The following is a 19,243-nucleotide window of genomic DNA, read 5'->3' on the forward strand; positions in this document are numbered from 1 at the left end:
CAAATATTTTCTATGCTTGAGGTTGAATGCTTATGCCATCAAATTTTACTTCCTTAAGCTTTTCACCAGTTGCAAAACCTTCAATCTCAAAATTTTGAGTTGCTTCTCGCATAAATTCAGTTTCGTATGAGGTACTTGACAGCAGCTCTGTTGTTTCTTTAACATTAAACACTCTGGTTACTGGACTTTTCCAATTCGTGGTAACCTCCGTCCAGTGATCTATATTTTTATTTAGAGTAATTTGTGCCGGGACTGGATCAAAAGCTTGATATGGATTGATCTTTTCTCCTTTAGTCTGTAAAAGCTGCTCCAGTACCGGTTCAAGTTCATATGGCAACAAATAAGTTTTTTCTCCTCCATCAATATCAGCAATCGTTACATCTATTGGTAAAATTAGTTCCTTATTTACTATTGCTGCAGACTGCAAAATTCCTTGATCGCGCATATCATCATCAAAGAATGAATCAACAAATACTCCTTTTTTGGTGGTAAGTTCTCTTGAATTTGCATCATTGCGTAGACGTTCCTCTGCAACCAGCGCATAAAGATCATTTATTCCTTTTTTCATTGCTTCAAGCTCATTCATCGGTACAGCATGAATAGCATTATTCACTATTTTTACCCCTTCGCCTTTTTTCCACGTCTGATGAATGTAGCAGAGCAAAAGTTGTCCACTAGGCGCTCTAGGCATTGATGGTCGCCAAGGGTGAGAAATTCCTTTTATTCTTCTTACCACTCCTTTGCTATCGATAGTAATTAAATCATAGCGGGGCATTTTCCAGGTGTAATCAATCAGAACCAAGCTGTTATCAACTGCTCCTTTTACTTTGCATCCCTGTTCACTTATATCTTCAGGGCTTACATGAGTACGACAGCGGTAGGTTATTTGATAACTACTTCCAGGAGCTGGTTCTTTACCTGGTAATGACCAATCAACGTTTCCTGCGTTTAATTTGTAATCTATACTATTTTCATAAATAACATTGCCTTGTTTAACTTGAATAATCTCAAGTACTGCAGAGTCAGGTATCGGATCAATAGCTCCAGAGTATGAACCATGAGTAACAGTAATGGTTTTCTGAACAGTTATATCTACTTTTTTAATTTCACTTATTGGAAAATCATTCACCTTCAGTTCCATTACTCTTTGGCTATTTGGCTGAAAAGTATGTGGTTCTGATTCAACTGATTTTATATCCGGATCTTCATCAAAAGAAACACGAATACTGTGAGGAAGTTCAATCTCATAGCCATCAACATGAGCTTTGCCCTCATTAATCACAAATATTTTTTTTCCTCCTTCTCCCTCTTCCTTTTGCAGGAACATTACTTCAAGACCATTTACGACGTAGGAACCATTTGCTTCTTTGTCATAACGAGCAAGAGCAGTAGTTACTATGTTTGCTTGTGGAGGTGGTGAATGTTCTATTAATACTCCATTTTCAATGTTATAGATTGGATAAAACTCTCCTTCAGAAAAACGTGGAGAAAGACCTTCTGCTTGATAACCCCAAATGGTGGAAACTTTAAGCCTTGCAGCTCCTACTTCCTGATAGTTTCTTGTACCAATAGCAGGATCACGAAGGTTTTCATCCTCAAGTTCTGTAATCGTAGATTCTACATAATAAACACCTATGCGAACTGTGGTACTCAGTGGAATAACAAATTCTTCTTTTTCAACTTTTCTAACTGCACCGCGCAGATAGATTTTTCCTCCCTCAAGTGTAGCTTTACCAGTTTTTGCATCTATAATACAATTGCTTCCCGTTATAACATCACCATCACGAAATATTGCATCACCTATGCCTTTAAGCTTAGAAAGAGCATACTCCTGAGTCTCATTTAATTCTGCAGACTGTAGACCTCTTCCTGCAAGGAACAAACTTTTTTCGTACTCTTTGTCAGGATTAAAGCGGTTATAATAGGCGTTTAAAGTCATTTTATTCTAAAAGGTTACAACAAATGAAAAAGTTTCCCGAGTTGCAGATGTTCTGATAAGTGGTACAGTGTGTTCTAAAACTAATAAGATCCCTGGGTCTTCTATATCTTGTGGTTCAAAATACCTCTGTCCTATAGGTAATTCTTCTTTTACTTTAGTACCAACCATAACCCCTAATTCCCGTATAACTTGATTTGCTGCGTTTGTGAAATCGAAAGTAAATTTGAGATAGAGATACCGTCTTGCATGTCAATAAAAATGAGCTTAGATTTTGTTGATTCTTCTGATCTAAGTGTTTTTCTTTCAAAAAATAGACTATTGCCATATGTCAAAATGTTACAACAAAGGAAAAAGTTTCTCTTGTAGCTGCGGTTCTGATAAGTGGCACAGTGTGCTCTAAAACCAATAAAATCCCAGGATTTTCAATATCTTTAGGTTCAAAATATCTTTGCCCTGGTGGTAAAGCTTCTTTTACTTTGGTGCCAACCATAACTCCTAGCTCTTTGATTACTTGATTTGCTGCATCCGTGAAATCGAAGGTAAATTTAAGATATAAATTATTGGTTGGCATATTTGAAGATTTAAACCTTCCCGAAGGAGTTATAAGTTCTCCATTTTCATCACCTGTGCAAAAAAGGACTTCATCAACAATGCGTCTTCCAAGTTCATTAAGCAGCTTTGTAGAAGTAATAGGCTCTGCTGGTGTATTTTGAGTATACTCTACGGTAACTGTGCTACCTGCTGCAATAGAGCTATTTTCAAGACATTTAACAATACCAGTGTTACTATCAACTGTGTAGTCCTTGCTTGGTTTATAGACTGCCAACTCTTTAGAGATCTTTACCTCTTTAATAGGGTTATGATCAAGCGTTAATTCACCATTTGCGAAGATTTTTTCTACCTTGTGGCTACTTTCCCAGTTTGAATCACCTGTTCCCCAAGCAAGATATATAGATTGCTCTTTGATGCTTAGTGCAATAGCAGCTCTGCCTGATTGTGTGAGTATTGACATACAAATTTTACATTTAATCTCTATCAAACAAGGAAGCTTTCCATAGATAACCTTGTTTTGCGGTTTTTTATATGATCAGGATCAAAAGCCTTTTTTGAGCTTAAAACACCAAAAACCATATGGAGTAACTTACGCATTGCAGCTCCCACAACGGCCATATTATGCTTGCCTTTCTCTTTTAGCCTCTCACAAAAAGTCATAATGATAGGGTTGTGATTTTTAGCTACTATAGCAGGAAAATATATTGCCTTACGTAATGTTTGTGAACCGGCTTTGCTTAATCTGGGCTTGGCATATACAGAGGAACCTGACGTTATATTTTGTGGTATAGTTCCTGCATATGCTGCTAATTGCCTGGCATTTATAAAAGCTTTTATATCAGGAATTTCAGCTAAAATAGCTATTGCTGTTTCCTCTCCTATTCCTGGAATAGTTAATAGGAGTTGAAAATCTTCCAGCAATTCTTTGTGTTGTCTTAATAGTTCACGTATGGAGTTTTTTATTGTTTCTATTGATTGTTCTATGTTCATTGCAAGGTTTTCCCAAGCATTTATAACTTCTTCATGCAGTCTCTCTCTCTCTTTCTTTTCTAAATGATTATTTACGAATGTTAACTCATCTTTTAATGCATCTGAACAACGATAAAGATGCTTTAATTTTTTCTTCTCAGGAGAAGATGGCGTCCAACGAGAAGGTTCCTGTCTTTGGCAATAATCTACTATAATTTCTGCGTCAGTCTGATCATTCTTTTGCCGTACAAGCTTACTCCTTGCATAAGATTTTATGCAATAAGGATTTACAATGCTAACAAAATATCCAGCATTGTGCAGAAATTCAGCCAAAGCTTCGCTATAACAACCAGTGGATTCCATGCAAGCTTTTACTTCTTCTACGTTATGTTTTTGTAGCAAGTTCAGCAGGCCTTGAAACCCAGTATTATCGTTTTTAAATTTCCTTTTTCTAGTTTCACGTTTTCCTTTTTTACTTATGAATGAGAGAGAAACATCAAAGTGTTCTTTTGAAACATCTATTCCTAAAAAGTTGTTGATCATATATCACTCCATATGTTACCATTAAAATGAAAAGTAAGGCTAACCTTGTGAATACAGAATTAGAACCATTTAGGTCTTTCTAAGATACCGTCCAGCCTTAACTTTTGAGAAGGGATTCTTAACTCTATCACAGATTTTATATCTAAGATTATTAACAAAATTTTCCCTTCTCCATCCAATGCTTAAGCTTAAAACACTAGATGCTTTTTTCAAGATACAAGATTATTAGTTGGTACATTTGAGGGCCTAAACCTTCCAGATGGAGTTATAAGTTCACCGTTTTCATCACCTGTGCAGAATAGCACTTCGTCTGCAGTACGTCTGCCAAGTTCATTGAGCAGCTTTTCAGAAGTTATCAGCTCTGGTGGTGTGCTTTCACTATACTCTACAGTAACTTTATCACTTACTGGAATAGAGCTATTTTCCGTAAGTTTTATTACACCAGTACTGCCATTAACTGTATAGTCAATACTTGGCTGATAAGTTGTTTGCCCTGTAAAAACCTTCACATCTTTAATAGGTTGACGATCAAAAATAGGTTGATGATCAAATTTTATTTCACCCTTAACGAAAGTTTTTTCTACTTTGTGGCTACTTTCCCAACTTGAATCACCTGTTCCCCAAGCAAGATGGATAGATTGCTTTTTGATGCTGGCTGCTATTGCTGCTCTTCCTGACTGTGTGAGTATTGACATTTTTAATTAAGCCCCCTATATTATATATGTACGGTGAGTTCAAAATTCGTCCGCAAAAATCAAAATATTTTTTTATATCAGAAAAATTTTTTAGGAGAATAGCTCAGCTCCACAGCTAAACTTTCCAATGCCGCGAGCAAATGGTCCGCTAGGAATGTCAAGCCATTTATCTTCTTTTGAACCATTAGCCATTCCCTTAACCAGCTTCCGTGTTTGTAACAGCTCTTGAACTATACGCTCCATTCTATCTCTTCCTATACTGTGAAACTCCTCAGGTAGTCTATGCCGCTGTTTATACACTCCTGTACTTCCTGTATGGGTAAATGGATGTCCAGAAATTGCTGCTCGTGTAATTGCAGTTATAAGATGCTGCTTTGAATCTTTTTCGTTCATATTTTTTATTCTTAATCTTTCAGTTATGTCCTCTAACAATCCTGTTTCTTCATTTCTTAAATAAGTGCGTAAAGTGCGATCAGCCAAACCGTTTGCTTTAACAATTGCTCCATAAAATAATGCGTTCTGTCTTACAGATTCTCCTATTGATTTAAAAATTGTCGGTTTAGCTGCATCTTCCACAGACCAAAAAGCGTATGAACACCTAACACCATTAACAAGAGCAGATGTACCTCTAATGGCATCACGTGCTTGCTCAACAGTCGATATAGGTTTTTCACTTTTTGGCTTTCTCATATGATGAGCAGTAATTATTGATGCTCCAGTGCTACCTGCTAAATCAGATAATAAAGACATCAAATAATCGCCTACGGCTGGGTCAGTATTTAAATCAGCGTGCACAAATGATGCAAGTGGATCAAATACGATTAATTTTAAGTTTTTTATTTTATTAAGTTGTTTTGTTATCAATTCAAATTCAGGAGAAGTCTCTATAACTTTACCTGAAACACTCTTTATGATTGTAAGTGATCCACTAACATTTGGTAATGGTACAATAAAGAGCCTATCCTTATATTTTAATCTCTCGCATTGCGAATCAAGACGCTCTAAACGACGATGTATTTCACTCATATCATCTTCTGCAGAGAATATTACCACAGATCCATGCTCAGTAACAAGTGGGCCAAAACCACATGGCTGATCTTTTCTACTCGCAACTTTCAGTGCTAAATCAAGTAGAAGCATACCTTTACCAGTATCTCCCATTGCAGCTAGAATAGATGTCACTCCTAAAGGAAATAACCCTTCAACAAGAAACTTTTGCTCCGGTACTGGACCTATAAAACGTTCTACGCTCCATTCTTGAATATTAAGCAATTGCTTAACGATGATTTTTTTCAAGTTATTTTCAATGAATTCAGGAATATTCATCTTTTCTTCTATACCATCAGCTGAATCCCATCCCTTTGGTTTATTCTCCGGTATTTCAAGAAGAGTAAGTGATAAAACACCAAGAAAAGTAAGCTTTTTCACAACTTTCTCAGCATATTGTTTACCTGGTTCATCATTGTCTGGCCAAATAATAACATGCTTGCCCTTAAGTGGTGACCAGTCTGTTTTTTCTATTGGTGCATTTGCTCCTAACATTGCAGTTGTGGCAGTCATACCTTGCTCTATCAGAGCATCTGCACACTTTTCACCTTCAACTAAAATCACCTTATCAGATTTCATGATACCTGGAATATTATATAAAGGCCTGGTCTCTGGTAGAGTAAAACTAGACCTTTTTACATCAAAAGGAAGATATCTTTTTCCTGAATCAGTGTTATAACGATAAACTGTAACAATCACTTGATCACTTTCATCGTAATAGTTCCATGATGCCGTTGGTTGCCCCAGAGTGTTATTTTTTTCCGAACAACCAATCCACTTAGCAATATCTTCTATCGTGTCAGTAAATTGATTTTTTCCAGTAACAGCAGCCCAAAGATCAAAAATATCTCCTCCTTCTTCGGTAGAAAAATCGTGCCATAATCCTGCTTTACTGCCAGTTAACTCTACTATCATACTTTGTCCTTTATTGCCTTGTAGATCACCTACATAGAACTTATCACCACGAAAAGTTCCTCTTGGCAGTAAATAAGAAAGACATGACCTTATATTTGATAGGAGTTGAGTTCTTAACTGTTCTTTCTTCCCTAATAATTTATAATGTCCATTTCTTTGTGAACAATAAATATCCATACCTACCTGAAGAATTTTTATGTTCTAGCTATAACGTTAGCAGATTTCCAACATCCATTAATCTTGTTGATGAATTTTGTTGGTATAGATCTACCGTTTCTAAGTTCATATACTACTTGCAAGATATTTGTACGTTTATTGGGTTGAAATATTACTATTCCAGATGTATAAAAACTTCTTAAAGCGTTAGCACCAACGAGAGCTTGAAATGGATTCTTTTCCAATATAGAGGTAGGTACTTTTTTGGTGTGATTTGTGATGATTATTCCAGCCATAGGATTAATCTTGGAACGTAGTTTTTCTATTGCATGCTGCAGACCATAGTTAACGGAATTATAAGGAGAATCAATCACAACTAAATCAAACTTTTCCTCTACCATATTTTTTATTTTTTCTATACCTTCTTCATTTAAGGTCAAATTCATCTTGTTCGTCACAATTAAGTTTTCTGTTGCTAAATGAGGAAGTTTGTTGAGTTGTTGTATACGTTCTCTAATGTAATCATATTCCATTTCGTTTTGTAGATAGAATATTTTTAGCGGTCTTGTAGGCTTCATGCCAAGAAATGATCTTCCTGCTGCCAGATGTACTAATAGAGAAAGAAGAAAATGACTTTTGCCAATCTTTGGAGTACCACCTATGACCAAAAGACCACCTGGTGTCAAAATTCTTGGGCCTATTATATCTTGTGGCATTGGTGATTTGTCATTTAAGTAATGGTTTACAGAAAATGCTTTTCCTTCGTTTTGTTTTTCTTGTAATATGGAACTTCTTTCATCTTTACTGTTCAACCATGTTTCAGCAGAATCTATATTACCTTTAACTAAAGTCCAAAGGTCTATTATATTTCCTTTCTTTTCTTCGATCAGGTTGTACCAATTTCCTGCATTTTCTCCTTCCATTTCAACTATTATCTTATTTCCATTTCTACTGCCAATATAGAATTTATCTTGGTAAGATTTGCCTTCAGGTAACAAATAAGATAAACAATCTTTGATGTTATTAATTAATAATGATTTTATTTTCAAAGCATTTTTAGATGAAAAATCCATAAAATTCTCCTTGTTTATTCCAAATTTGTTCAACATATTTTTTAGACGTTTAAAGTCAAGATTAGCCAGCTCACAAACAGTTTCAAAAGATCGTGAGCGAATCCATTGACAAGCCTCTTTTTTAAGTTTAGGGTTTTTTCCTGCTGCATCCTGAATAGCTCTAGTAATAACAGCAGCCCACAACTTTCCTTCGTCATACTTCAAAATGGTAACCAATCATCTTGAAAACTTTTTTGTAATTCTGGAGTAATAACTGTAGTAATCCTATTCCTATCTCCATACGTATTATTAGTTTCAACGCCTACTTTCGCTGTAAACTCTAAATCGTTGAAATCAGCTATAGAGTTGATTTTTCTAGCAGTAACTGCTTTCTCTGAAGTGTCATTTGCATGAATATTTCTGGATGATTCCAAAATACTACGCAGCATAGAACGTCCAGATTCTCCCCAGATGTCTTCTTCACCTTCTGCTTTGCCATTTTTGATACCTATAATCTGAAAAATCTTGCGTTTTGCATATGGACCTTCAGTGACAGTAAATTCAGTGTTTAAATAGATGCTGCCAGTAGTGTAGTTTTTAGTGAACCAATTTTCATAACCTCCAGGCTTTATTGCCATTTTTACCTTGACTATTGTACCTTTCGGTATTAAACTGCTCTGCAGTTTTGCATTATTAAAATCAGTTAAAAAATCTTGTAGCATACGCTCTCCTATAAGTTGACTTTAAAGTGAAAGTTAGCTATTCCATTAGCTGCCAATGACCATTTATCTTATCGACAAGTTTGTTTGGCACGCGTTCACCATTGCGAAGCTCAAATACTATCTGGCGTGCACTGCTTTCTTCATCATGAGCAAACATCACCATACCAGTACTGTAAAATCCACGTAAAGATCCAGCACCACTTAGGCCTTGAAATGGATCTTCTTCGAGCATCTTTTTCGATAATTTTTTTGTATGATGAGTGAGTACAATACAAGCATCTGGATTGACAGCACTGCGTAGCTTCTCAAGAGTCTTTTGCAGAAAGAACAGCATAGCACTATTATCATTTTCATTTCCATATTCACTGCTAAAGATGTTACGTAATGGATCTATGGCCAAAACATCAGGTTTAAAGCGTTCATTTACAATCTCCTTAATTTCACTTATTTCATCATGATTAAATGATAAGTGCACTTTTGGCGTAATGATTAAGTTGTTAGCAGCTACATTCAAAAGTTCATTATCAAGTTGTTGCAAACGTTCTTTCATATATTCATATTCAATTTCAGTTTGCATGTAGAAGATTTTCAAAGGTCTATTTGGTGTCATACCGAGAAATGATCTACCAGCAGCCATGTAAACAAGCCAAGAGATCAAAAAGTCGCTTTTGCCAATCTTAGGAGGGCCACCAAATACTAACAAACCTCTTTTAGTTAGAATTCTTGGTGAGATTATATCCTCTGGTATTGGCGATCGATCGTCCAAGTATTCTTTCACACTGAAAAAAGGAATTTTTTGACCAATAGTTAAAAAGTTTTGTAGCATATAATAACCTCCTATATGTTGGGCGTGACAGGTTGAATTGCAAAAGCTTTAGTTTTAATTTTTGTAAGAAGTTTTTCTAGATGCGGTTCTTCAACCATATTAAGGCAACCACTTCGATCTTTAGCAGGATATCCCCAAGAATTAATCGTCTGACAGACAAATGAACGAATTTCTGTACCATCATCTTTCTTGATTCCAACCATGCTAATTACTTCATCAACAATGCCAGGAATTTCACTTGCGGTTTTAGCACCTTCACATTGAGGTAGCCAAGTCGAGCGATTGAAATCATCAAGGTATTGCCCAAGAGTTCCAACTATAATGATGTCTTTATTTGGAATATGTTGAAACTGATTGAGCCAAGCCATCATTTCTTGAGCAAGTAACCCGTAAGCAGCTCTCATATCTTGTTTTCCTGATCTTTCAGAAAAAGCTTCAGGTTGCATTTTTGACCATAAAAGACATAAACGCGAGGCTACTGTAATACTATCGATAAAAATACATCGATACTTGAGAAACTCTGAAGAAAGCTCTTTGTATTTACTGGATACATGCTCATAGTGTCTTTGGCTATATGCTGAGTCAGATTTTAACGCAGGATTAGGACCACCTATGAGACATGCAATATCTCTTGCCTCATTCCAAGTACGAATACTTACAGAATCCCCTTGCCAATCTTGAACAGCAAGTAAACCTGCCTCAAAATCAAGACAAAGTGTTGGTTCATTTATGGTCTTTAAGAGACTAGTTTTACCTATACCATAAGGACCAAAGATGACCATTTTTATACCTGTTTGAACTTTTAGCCGTTCATTGCTGTTCATTATTTTCATTTTTCTCCCAGTACCTAAATATATATGTACGATGACCTAGGCAATTCGTCCGCAATTTGCAAAAAAAAAATTTTGAGCAAATATAATCGAGAGCTTATAACTTCTCTAAAACTGAGAATTTATTGCGTATTCGTTCTAGTGTGCGATAGATAGTTGTCTTTGGTATTTTGGTTATTACAGAAACTTCAGTAATAGTAAATACCTTAAGTAATTGACATAAATTACTATCTTTTTCAGACAAAGTTGAAATTATATTATTTATATCAGTGCGAATTATCGCTTCGATTTCCGAGTTCCTATGATCTGGAATATCGTCGTTTATATCATCAAAAGTTATATTACGTTTTAGACATAACTGATTGCGTAACATATTGCGAGCACAATAATTAGCTAATCTAGCAACGAAAGTACTAAAACTACTTCTTTTCTCATCGTGCTGGTTAAGATATTGCCAAACCTGACAAAAAAGCTCTTGTTCTATATCTTCGAGACTTTCGTTAATAAAACAGCTTTTGGATTTAAGGCGCGAAGCTTGAAATCTCACATGTTTAACAATTGTAGAATCGATTCCTTGATAAGAATTCTTCATAAAAACTCCAAAAGTTTCATGAATAGAGATTTTTACCAAGACTTTGTATGACTAATTTATTATAAAAAAGTAGTAATAATTTTTTTATCTAAAAGAATAAAATCTTTAAAAATTAAAATAAGATTTAAACGTTTTGATACACTACTGAAGCTACTTTTTCATAGGTAAAAAACTACCAATTTCATACCTAATTTCTGAGTTACTAATTAGTATTTCAGAAAGCAGTGATCGTTAAGTTATTGATAATATTGTCTTTTTTATGTTCTATTCCTAAAAGCCGTTTCTAAAGTTAAGTGGCTAAAATCGGCCAGTAAAGAGGGTTTGCGGATTACTGAAGTCTTATATATATTATATATATATTTAAATACAGGTAAAATATAATATATGATAATATAATAATATAAATATTGGCGTAATATAAGTTATGTAAAATAGTTATTAAGATAAGTAAAGATGAAAAAAACTCAAATGGCAGGATATGAAAATTTTTTTAATTTTTTTTCAAAATTGCGGACGAATTTGCGAGTCATCGTACATATATATTATACAGGGCATTGAACTTTAATTACACAAAGGAGTTTTTGTACGTCAATCTTAACGCTAGATCTCGGCAAGCAAACCGGCTGGGCAATTCTGACAGATGGAGTAATTGAAAGTGGAAGCAAAAGCTTTCATGGTAGTCGTTTCAGTGGAGGTGGCATGTGCTTTTTGAGTTTCCGTAATTGGCTTAACTCTTTAGAACATAAGTTCACTGCAGTGTATTTTGAGGAAGTAAGAAGACATTTAGGAACAGATGCAGCGCATTGTTATGGTGGTTTTTATGCCGTTCTGACTGCTTGGTGTGAAGAGCATCATGTGCCATACCAAGGTGTTAATGTTAAAACTATAAAACGCTTTATAACAGGCAAAGGCAATGCAAGTAAGAGTGAAGTTATTGAAGCTGTAAAGAGAAAAGGTTTTTTACCTAGAGATGATAATGAGGCCGATGCTTTGGCATTAATGTTCTATATTAGTAAAGATATTAATAAGACAAAAAACCCATAAAAAGTGGGTCCTTTCAGCTAGAATGGCGGATTTGGTGGGTCAGACCCCAGGCCTTCTCTAGCGTCAGATATATTTTGAATATTAACTTTTTAATTATTAAGATATGAATTTAGCAATCCACTACTATCCTACTCGAAACCTAGTTGAATATGAGCGTAACCCACGTAAAAATGACGATGTGGTCAACAGAATGTGTGCTTCTATTCGGGAATTTGGCTTTCGTATACCAATAGTTGCAAAAAGCGATGGAACTGTGGTTGATGGTCATTTAAGACTTAAAGCAGCAAGAAAACTTGGTATGGAAAGTATACCAGTGGTCTTAAGTGATAATTTAAATGAACCACAAACCAAAGCTTTTCGACTGCTTGCAAATCAATCAGCTAATTGGGCAAAGTGGGACGATGATCTTTTAAAGGTGGAAATTCAAGAATTAGAAGATTTACAGTTTGATCTTAAAATGACAGGATTTGAATTAGAAAAAGTTCAGCGCTTTCTTGATAATCTTGATGGAAGGGAAGAACAAGGGGAAAAATTTTCTGATTTAGCTGGTGATGACAAAAAAGTGGAAATAACAAAACCAGGTGATCTATGGATTTTAGGTGGTCATCGAATCTACTGTGGTGATAGCTCTGTAGTTGAATCATATAAAGCGCTGTTAGATGATAAAATGGCAGACATTACTGTTTGTGATCCTCCATATAATGTTGATTATGGTGGTAGCCAAGATAAAAAAATATTAAACGATAATCAAGGTGAAAAGTACGAACTTTTTCTCTACGATATCTGTTCCCATATTTTAGCATATACGAAAGGTGCAATTTACATTTGCATATCATCATCAGAGTTTTCAACGTTGCAAAAAGCATTTGAAGAGGCAGGAGGAAAATGGTCAACATTTATCATTTGGGCAAAGAATCACTTTACGCTAGGCAGATCAGATTATCAAAGACAATACGAAGCAATGCTCTATGGATGGAAAAGCGGCAATAAACGTGAGTGGCATGGAGGAAGAAATCAAAGTGATCTGTGGTTTTATGATAAGCCAACGCACAATACACTACATCCAACAATGAAGCCAGTAGAGCTAATGGAAAGAGCAATAGTTAATAGCAGTAGATCAGGAGATATCGTACTTGATCCATTTAGCGGCTCTGGAAGTACACTGATTGCATGCGAGAGAACAGGAAGAATTTGTAGGACAATAGAGCTAGATTCAAAATTTGTAGATGTAACTATAAAACGTTGGCAAATATATACCGGAAGAGATGCCATTTTAGCCGGTACTGGCAAAACCTTTTCAGAGATTCAAGAAGAAAATTTGTAAAAAAGAAGCAAAAAAAGTGGAAAAGATCACACAAACGGAATGGGCAAGAGAGATAGGAGTATCAAAGCAATATGTCTATTATCTAGTAAAGAAAGGAATAGTTGAGTTGGAGGATGGTTTGATCAGTAGAGAACAAGCAAATGAAGCGGTGGCAGCAATAAGAGATCCAAGTCAGCCACTTAGGAGGAAAAATCCAGAAAACGAAAATACAAATAACCTTTCTACAATGTTGCTAAAAACGCGAATAAAAAATGAGATGGAACGTGGTAAACTGCTTGAGGCGAAAGCTAAGGCTGGGATTGGTGAACTTGTAGCAGTAGAGGAAGTAAAGCGCGATGCATTTAATGTAGCAAGAGTTGTCAGTAATAATTTGCTTAATATTCCAAATAGAGTTTCAGCACTGCTTGCATCACTGAGCGACACTGAAAAGATTCATAAGACGCTAACCGAAGAGATTACAAACTCATTACAAGAATTATCTAATACTAAATTTCAAATATAAAAAAGATTTTGAATATAAAATGGCTGATAACTTAAGTTTGGAGTTAATAAAATGTCTCATCAATCAACCTGGATTAGATGTTAATGTCAGAGGATTAAATGGAAAGACACCACTACATTGCGCTATAGAGTTTGACGAGTTAAGCATGGTGGATTTATTACTCACGAAGAAGAACATTAATCCTTTTGTTGAGGACAATGAAGGCAAAACCTCCTTAGATTATGCCAAAGAAGGTAAAAAAGCAGAAATATTACAAGCATTAATCAATCACAAATACGGATCAGAACAAGATAGCTTACTTCATTTAGCTGCAATGATAGGTGAAGTTAATGCAGTGAGATATTTGATCAGAAAAGGTATTGACGTTAATGTACGAAATGCTCTGCATCATACACCATTACATCTAGCATCAGGAATAGGACATGAGAATATTGTCAAAATTTTAGTGGAAGAAGGAAATGCTGAAATAGATGTCTTTGATGCACGAAATCAGACACCAATGCACTATGCAGTTAATAACAAAAAGTTAGAGATAGTAAAGTTACTGCTGAAACTTGGAGCAGATGTAAATAGTGCACGCATGGGACAAAACTCAATGAAATTGTCGCCTGTTCATATAGCTGTAAGTAATACTAATTACGATGAAAGAGATTTGTGTCTTGATATTCTCAAATGCTTAATAAAGGAGCCTAATGCTCAAGTAAATTTGCAAGACTACGAAAATAAAACGCCACTACATTACGCTGAAAGACTTAAAACAATAGAGGTTTTACTAACTCGAGAGGATATAGATCCTTTAATCAGGGATGATAATGGTAAGACACCATTTGATTACGCTAAACCTGAGATAAAGAAGGCTTTGATGAGTAATAAATACGGTTCTGAAAAGAATAGTCTACTACATTTAGCTGCACAAAGAGGAGAAATTGAGCTTGTAGAGTCTATCTTAAAAGAAGAAATCGATATTGATATTGTAAATAATAAAGGTTTATCACCGGTTTACCTTGCTGCGGAAAAAGGGCATTTACATGTAGTAAAGTTATTGCTGAAAAAAGGAGCAAATTATACACCTGTTTTACATTTAGCAATTAAATCAAACAATTTAGAGTTACTTAAAGTTTTATTTACTGAAAAAAATGGTGCATTGCTCTGCAGAGATACCGTTATTAATTTTCCAACCCTTCATAATAAATATATAGCACAGAGAGAAATAGCAGATAAAAGGATGAAAAAACATAATAATATTATCTGCATCTGTATTACAGTTAGCGCAGTAGCAATGGCAGCATATATAGGTTTAACAGCAACAACAATAAGCAGTGCAATCATTTTTGCAACAACAACAGGGATATTTGCGCTTATTATAGCACTAATGATAAGTGAGATGAGCAAAAGATATATAGAAAAGGAATTTCAGAAAAAGATGTTTATGGAATTGGAAGAGTGTAGTTCTACTGTTAATGATGTTGAGATAGAACCAATTATGAGTAGATGCAGACAATGATATACGCCACATCTTTCTCTGAAGGTTTAAAACCAGATCCAGAGCTTAAAGTATCAGAGTGGGCAAATGAGTATCGAGTTTTAGCGCCAACTGCAGCATCAGAGCCAGGTAAATGGAGAACAGAAAGAACTCCTTATTTAAAAGAAATCATGGATTCACTTTCTCCGTCCTCACCAGCAGAAAAAGTAGTATTCATGAAAGGAGCGCAGATTGGAGGAACAGAAGCTGGTAACAATTGGATAGGCTATATTATAGATCAGACTCCTGGTCCAATGTTAGTTGTGCAGCCAACAGTTGAAATGGGAAAGCGTTGGTCAAAAGGAAGATTTGCGCCGTTAATAGAGAGTACGCCATGTTTAAAGAGTAAAGTAAAAGACCCAAGGTCAAGAGACTCAGGCAATACTGTACAAAGTAAGGAATTTCCAGGTGGAATAGTAGTAATAACTGGAGCAAACAGCAGTGTAGGACTGAGGTCTATGCCAGTAAAATATCTCTTTCTTGATGAAATAGACGCCTATCCAGGAGATTCAGGTGGTGAAGGAGATCCAGTGCTGCTCAGTATTGCTCGAACTAATACATTTGCACGGCGAAAGATTTTTTTAGTATCAACACCAACGATTCATGGAATAAGCAGAATTGAGAAAGAATTTGAAGCAACAGATAAGCAGTACTTTTTTGTACCATGTCCGTATTGTAATTACTATCAAGTTCTAAAATGGTCACAAATTAAATGGGAAAACAACGACTCAAGAACAGCACATTATGTCTGCACTGAATGTAGCGGCAAAATAGAAAATCATCAAAAGACAGAGATGCTTGAGCGTGGAGAATGGAGACCTACTAATAGAGTAAAAGGTGAGAAAAAAGGATTTCATCTTTCAAGTCTTTATAGTCCAGTAGGCTGGTATAGCTGGACTCAAGCAGTAGAAGATTTTCTTCATGCAAAAGAAAGTGAACAATTACTAAAAGTATGGATAAATACTACGCTTGGAGAAACCTGGGTAGACAAAGGAGAAGTACCAGATTGGAAGCAATTATTTAACAGGAGAGAATTTTTTCCCGTAGGCACAGTACCTAGGAGAGAAGTGGTGCTTACTGCAGGAGTAGATGTCCAAAAAGATCGTTTAGAAGTAGAAGTTGTAGCATGGGGAAAAAGCCGCGAAAGTTGGTCAATAGAATACCGAGTATTTGAAGGTGATACTGGAAGAGGAGAAGTATGGGGAAAACTCTCTGAGCTCTTAAATCATCATTTTATCGGTGAAAATGGTCTTGAATACATGATAAGTATGATGGCGGTTGATGCTGGGTATGCGACACAAGAAGTATACAATTGGGTAAGAGGTCATCAAGGCTCTGGAAGAGTAATGGCAGTGAAAGGTGTAAATAAAGCTCTAGTACCACTTAGCAGCCCAAGTAGAGTAGATATAACAGTTGGTGGTCAAAAGCTAAAAAGAGGAATAAAGCTCTGGCCAGTGGGAGTATCGATTTTAAAGTCAGAACTTTTTCAATTACTTAATGTTTTAAAGGACGGTGAAGAAGCTCCAGCAGGATACTGTCATTTTCCCGAGTATGCACCTGAATATTTTAAGCAGCTAACGGCAGAGCAATTAGTCAGCAAAGTAGTAAAAGGTTATACCAAACAAGAGTGGCAAAAGGTAAGAGAAAGAAATGAAGTATTAGACTGTAGGATTTATGCAAGAGCAGCATCGATAGCACTGGGAATAGATAGATGGCCAGAGAGTAAATGGAATAGTTTAAGTGAAAAACCAGAAAGTAAAAAATCAAAGAAAATAGTGAAAAGCAAATGGATCAGCGAGTAGTAAATGTATAACGAAGATTATCTAATTCAAGTTGAACAAGCAATAAAGAAGCTTCAGAGTGGCGAAAGAGTGGTATCAATTGCATATGGTGACCATGTGGTGAGATATGCTGAAGTTCAGATAAATGATTTGCTCAGCCTCAGACAACGCATCAAAGGTGAACTAAAGATTGCTGGAATGAAGCCTAAACGAAAGATTATTTTTGCAACAAATAAAGGAGTTATATGAGGGAAAATTTTCTGAGAAAAGTTGTAAAAGAGGAATATTCTGAATTTTTAGAGCAATTAAAAACTTTTATAAAACTATGGGAGAATAGAGAGAGTCCAGTAAATGGAATAATAGATTTGTCACATTGGCAAGAAAATGTGAATTTTAAGCTAGACAAAGAGAATGGTATAGTTGGAGTAATTCACAAGGCAACACAAGGGCTAAAATATGTGGATTCAAAGTATGCGAAGAGAAGAAAGAAAGCTGAAGAAGAAGGATTACTCTGGGGAGCATATCATTTTGGCACAGAAGGAAACGGCAAGAATCAAGCTGATCATTTTCTAAAAACGGTAGGCGAAAGCAAAAATACCATACTTGCGCTGGATATTGAAGAAAACAAAAGTGGCAAAAATATTGCAGTTAAGCAAGCTGAGGAATTTATAAAGAGAGTTGAAGAAGTAACAGGAAGATTACCCCTAATTTATGGCAGTAGCTATTTTCTTAAGGATTTTGCCACGCCAACTTTGACAAAATGTCCATTATGGATAGCAAGCTGGAGAAAAGAGCTCACATTACCAAAAGGCTGGAATGATTGGATTTTATGGCAATATACTGACGGTAAAACAAATCCAGAGCCACATGAAGTAGAAGGAATCGGAAAATGTGACAGAAATAAATTTAACGGAACTTTGAAAGAATTAAGAGAATTTTGGTTAGTATGATGCTGAAAAATTTCAAACAACTATTTAGTAAGCCAAAAATCAAAAGTTCTGCTTGGGATGCAGCAGGCTCAGGAAGAAGAGTAATGTATTGGCAGGGGGAAACAGGAAGTATAAACAATTTACTCTCTCAAAGCCTTGAAACTTTGCGTAGTAGATCACGTGATATGGTAAGAAAAAATCCATATGCAGCAAATATAATTGATACAATAGTAAGTAACTCGATTGGAACAGGAATAAAACCACAATCAAAGGCAAGAGATGGAGAATTTCGAAAGAAGGTGCAAGAATTATGGCTAAGATGGACAGATGAAGCAGATAGCTGTGGAATAAGTGATTTTTATGGATTACAAGCTCTAGTATGCAGAAGTATGATAGAGGGAGGAGAATGTTTTGTACGTTTAAGAACGAGAAAGCTGGAAGATAGATTTTCTGTGCCATTACAACTGCAAGTACTTGAGTCTGAACATTTAGATAATAAAACAAATCAAACTTTAGGAAATGGTAATGTAATAAGAAACGGGATTGAGTTTAACAAGCTTGGGCAAAGAGAGGCATATTACTTATTTAGAGAACATCCAGGAGAAGGTTCGTTTGGAGAGTCAGTGAGAGTACCAGCAAACGATGTTTTACATATCTATAGACCACTAAGACCTGGGCAAATTAGAGGGGAGCCTTGGCTTTCGAGTATACTTCTGAAACTTTATGAGCTTGATCAATACGATGATGCAGAATTAGTGAGAAAAAAGACAGCAGCAATGTTTGCAGGGTTTATTACAAGACTTGATCCTGAGGCAAATATTTTAGGAGAAGGCGAAGCGAATGAGCAAGGAGTAGCATTATCAGGTTTAGAGCCAGGAACAATGCAGCTTTTAGACCCAGGAGAAGACATAAAATTTTCAGAACCGTCAGATGTTGGAGGAAGTTATGAAGCGTTTATAAGACAGCAACTGAGGGCAATAGCAATAGGAACAGGAATAACATACGAGCAACTAACAGGAGATTTAACCGGCGTTAATTATTCATCCATTCGAGCAGGGCTGATAGAGTTTCGCAGAAGGTGTGCAATGTTACAGCATAACGTGATAGTGTTCCAGTTTTGTAGACCTATTTGGAATAGATGGCTAGAATTAGCAGTGCTTTGTGGAGAACTAAGTATAGATGAAAAAGTAGTAAAAGCAGCGAAAGAAGAAGTAAAATGGATACCACAGGGATTTGATTGGGTGGATCCACTGAAAGATCAGCAAGCACAACAAATGGCAGTAAGAAATGGATTTAAGAGTCG

General features: G+C 35.8%; 17 protein-coding genes and 2 pseudogenes. 8 read left to right on the forward strand and 11 right to left on the reverse strand.

Annotation, left to right across the window (positions count from 1 at the left end; all coding sequences use genetic code 11):
- Positions 1 to 10: 10 nt before the first annotated feature.
- The 11 genes and pseudogenes from OPR28_RS06785 to OPR28_RS06835 all read right to left on the reverse strand — a co-directional run bounded on the left by OPR28_RS06785 (position 11) and on the right by OPR28_RS06835 (position 10,838).
- A complete protein-coding gene (locus OPR28_RS06785; protein ID WP_265023737.1) occupies positions 11 to 1,939 on the reverse strand; it encodes a DUF4815 domain-containing protein in 1,929 nt (642 codons plus the stop codon).
- A gap of 6 nt (positions 1,940 to 1,945) precedes the next feature.
- Positions 1,946 to 2,173 (reverse strand): annotated as a pseudogene (locus tag OPR28_RS06790) (hypothetical protein); the annotation flags it as partial.
- Positions 2,174 to 2,267: 94 nt separating this feature from the next.
- Entirely contained in the window at positions 2,268 to 2,951 is a 684-nt protein-coding gene (locus OPR28_RS06795; protein WP_264706695.1) for a hypothetical protein, read from the reverse strand.
- Between the two features lie 23 nt (positions 2,952 to 2,974).
- The gene (locus OPR28_RS06800) at positions 2,975 to 4,003 is read right to left on the reverse strand and encodes an IS110 family RNA-guided transposase (RefSeq protein ID WP_265023738.1); all 1,029 of its coding nucleotides are present in this window, start codon (positions 4,001 to 4,003) and stop codon (positions 2,975 to 2,977) included.
- A 218-nt stretch (positions 4,004 to 4,221) separates the two neighbouring features.
- Positions 4,222 to 4,698 (reverse strand): annotated as a pseudogene (locus tag OPR28_RS06805) (hypothetical protein); the annotation flags it as partial.
- Positions 4,699 to 4,788: 90 nt separating this feature from the next.
- Positions 4,789 to 6,837, reverse strand: coding sequence for an AAA family ATPase (locus tag OPR28_RS06810; RefSeq protein WP_265023358.1), 2,049 nt, complete (start codon positions 6,835 to 6,837; stop codon positions 4,789 to 4,791).
- A gap of 17 nt (positions 6,838 to 6,854) precedes the next feature.
- Positions 6,855 to 8,105, reverse strand: coding sequence for an AAA family ATPase (locus tag OPR28_RS06815; RefSeq protein WP_264378233.1), 1,251 nt, complete (start codon positions 8,103 to 8,105; stop codon positions 6,855 to 6,857).
- Entirely contained in the window at positions 8,090 to 8,590 is a 501-nt protein-coding gene (locus OPR28_RS06820) for a hypothetical protein (protein ID WP_182364992.1), read from the reverse strand. The genes OPR28_RS06815 and OPR28_RS06820 overlap by 16 nt, the downstream gene beginning before the upstream one ends.
- Before the next feature lie 37 nt (positions 8,591 to 8,627).
- Positions 8,628 to 9,416, reverse strand: a complete 789-nt coding sequence (locus OPR28_RS06825) for an AAA family ATPase (RefSeq protein ID WP_264686980.1) — start codon at positions 9,414 to 9,416, stop codon at positions 8,628 to 8,630.
- Positions 9,417 to 9,427: 11 nt separating this feature from the next.
- Complete coding sequence (locus OPR28_RS06830) at positions 9,428 to 10,249, reverse strand: ATP-binding protein (RefSeq protein WP_265023357.1); 822 nt, start codon at positions 10,247 to 10,249, stop codon at positions 9,428 to 9,430.
- A 94-nt stretch (positions 10,250 to 10,343) separates the two neighbouring features.
- Positions 10,344 to 10,838, reverse strand: coding sequence for a sigma-70 family RNA polymerase sigma factor (locus tag OPR28_RS06835; protein ID WP_010962699.1), 495 nt, complete (start codon positions 10,836 to 10,838; stop codon positions 10,344 to 10,346).
- A 591-nt stretch (positions 10,839 to 11,429) separates the two neighbouring features.
- Between OPR28_RS06835 and OPR28_RS06840 the strand changes: the two genes are divergently transcribed.
- From OPR28_RS06840 to OPR28_RS06875, 8 genes are all read left to right on the forward strand, one after another.
- A complete protein-coding gene (locus OPR28_RS06840; RefSeq protein WP_265023752.1) occupies positions 11,430 to 11,882 on the forward strand; it encodes a crossover junction endodeoxyribonuclease RuvC in 453 nt (150 codons plus the stop codon).
- A gap of 103 nt (positions 11,883 to 11,985) precedes the next feature.
- Positions 11,986 to 13,206 (forward strand): DNA modification methylase, encoded by a 1,221-nt coding sequence (locus OPR28_RS06845; protein WP_265023356.1) that lies wholly within the window; start codon positions 11,986 to 11,988, stop codon positions 13,204 to 13,206.
- A 16-nt stretch (positions 13,207 to 13,222) separates the two neighbouring features.
- Entirely contained in the window at positions 13,223 to 13,708 is a 486-nt protein-coding gene (locus OPR28_RS06850; protein ID WP_265023355.1) for a hypothetical protein, read from the forward strand.
- Positions 13,709 to 13,727: 19 nt separating this feature from the next.
- On the forward strand, positions 13,728 to 15,212 hold the full coding sequence (locus tag OPR28_RS06855) for an ankyrin repeat domain-containing protein (protein ID WP_264707515.1): 1,485 nt from the start codon (positions 13,728 to 13,730) through the stop codon (positions 15,210 to 15,212).
- On the forward strand, positions 15,209 to 17,032 hold the full coding sequence (locus tag OPR28_RS06860) for a phage terminase large subunit family protein (RefSeq protein WP_265023354.1): 1,824 nt from the start codon (positions 15,209 to 15,211) through the stop codon (positions 17,030 to 17,032). Before OPR28_RS06855 ends, OPR28_RS06860 begins: the two co-directional genes overlap by 4 nt.
- A 3-nt stretch (positions 17,033 to 17,035) precedes the next feature.
- Positions 17,036 to 17,260 (forward strand): gpW family head-tail joining protein, encoded by a 225-nt coding sequence (locus OPR28_RS06865; RefSeq protein ID WP_114517459.1) that lies wholly within the window; start codon positions 17,036 to 17,038, stop codon positions 17,258 to 17,260.
- Positions 17,257 to 17,961, forward strand: coding sequence for a glycoside hydrolase family 25 protein (locus OPR28_RS06870; protein WP_265023353.1), 705 nt, complete (start codon positions 17,257 to 17,259; stop codon positions 17,959 to 17,961). Before OPR28_RS06865 ends, OPR28_RS06870 begins: the two co-directional genes overlap by 4 nt.
- The coding region (locus OPR28_RS06875) for a phage portal protein (RefSeq protein ID WP_265023740.1) at positions 17,958 to 19,243 on the forward strand (1,286 nt) is incomplete at its 3' end. The genes OPR28_RS06870 and OPR28_RS06875, both read left to right, overlap by 4 nt.

The sequence above is a fragment of the Wolbachia endosymbiont (group A) of Epistrophe grossularia genome (genome assembly GCF_947251435.1).
Taxonomy (GTDB): Bacteria; Pseudomonadota; Alphaproteobacteria; order Rickettsiales; family Anaplasmataceae; genus Wolbachia; species Wolbachia pipientis.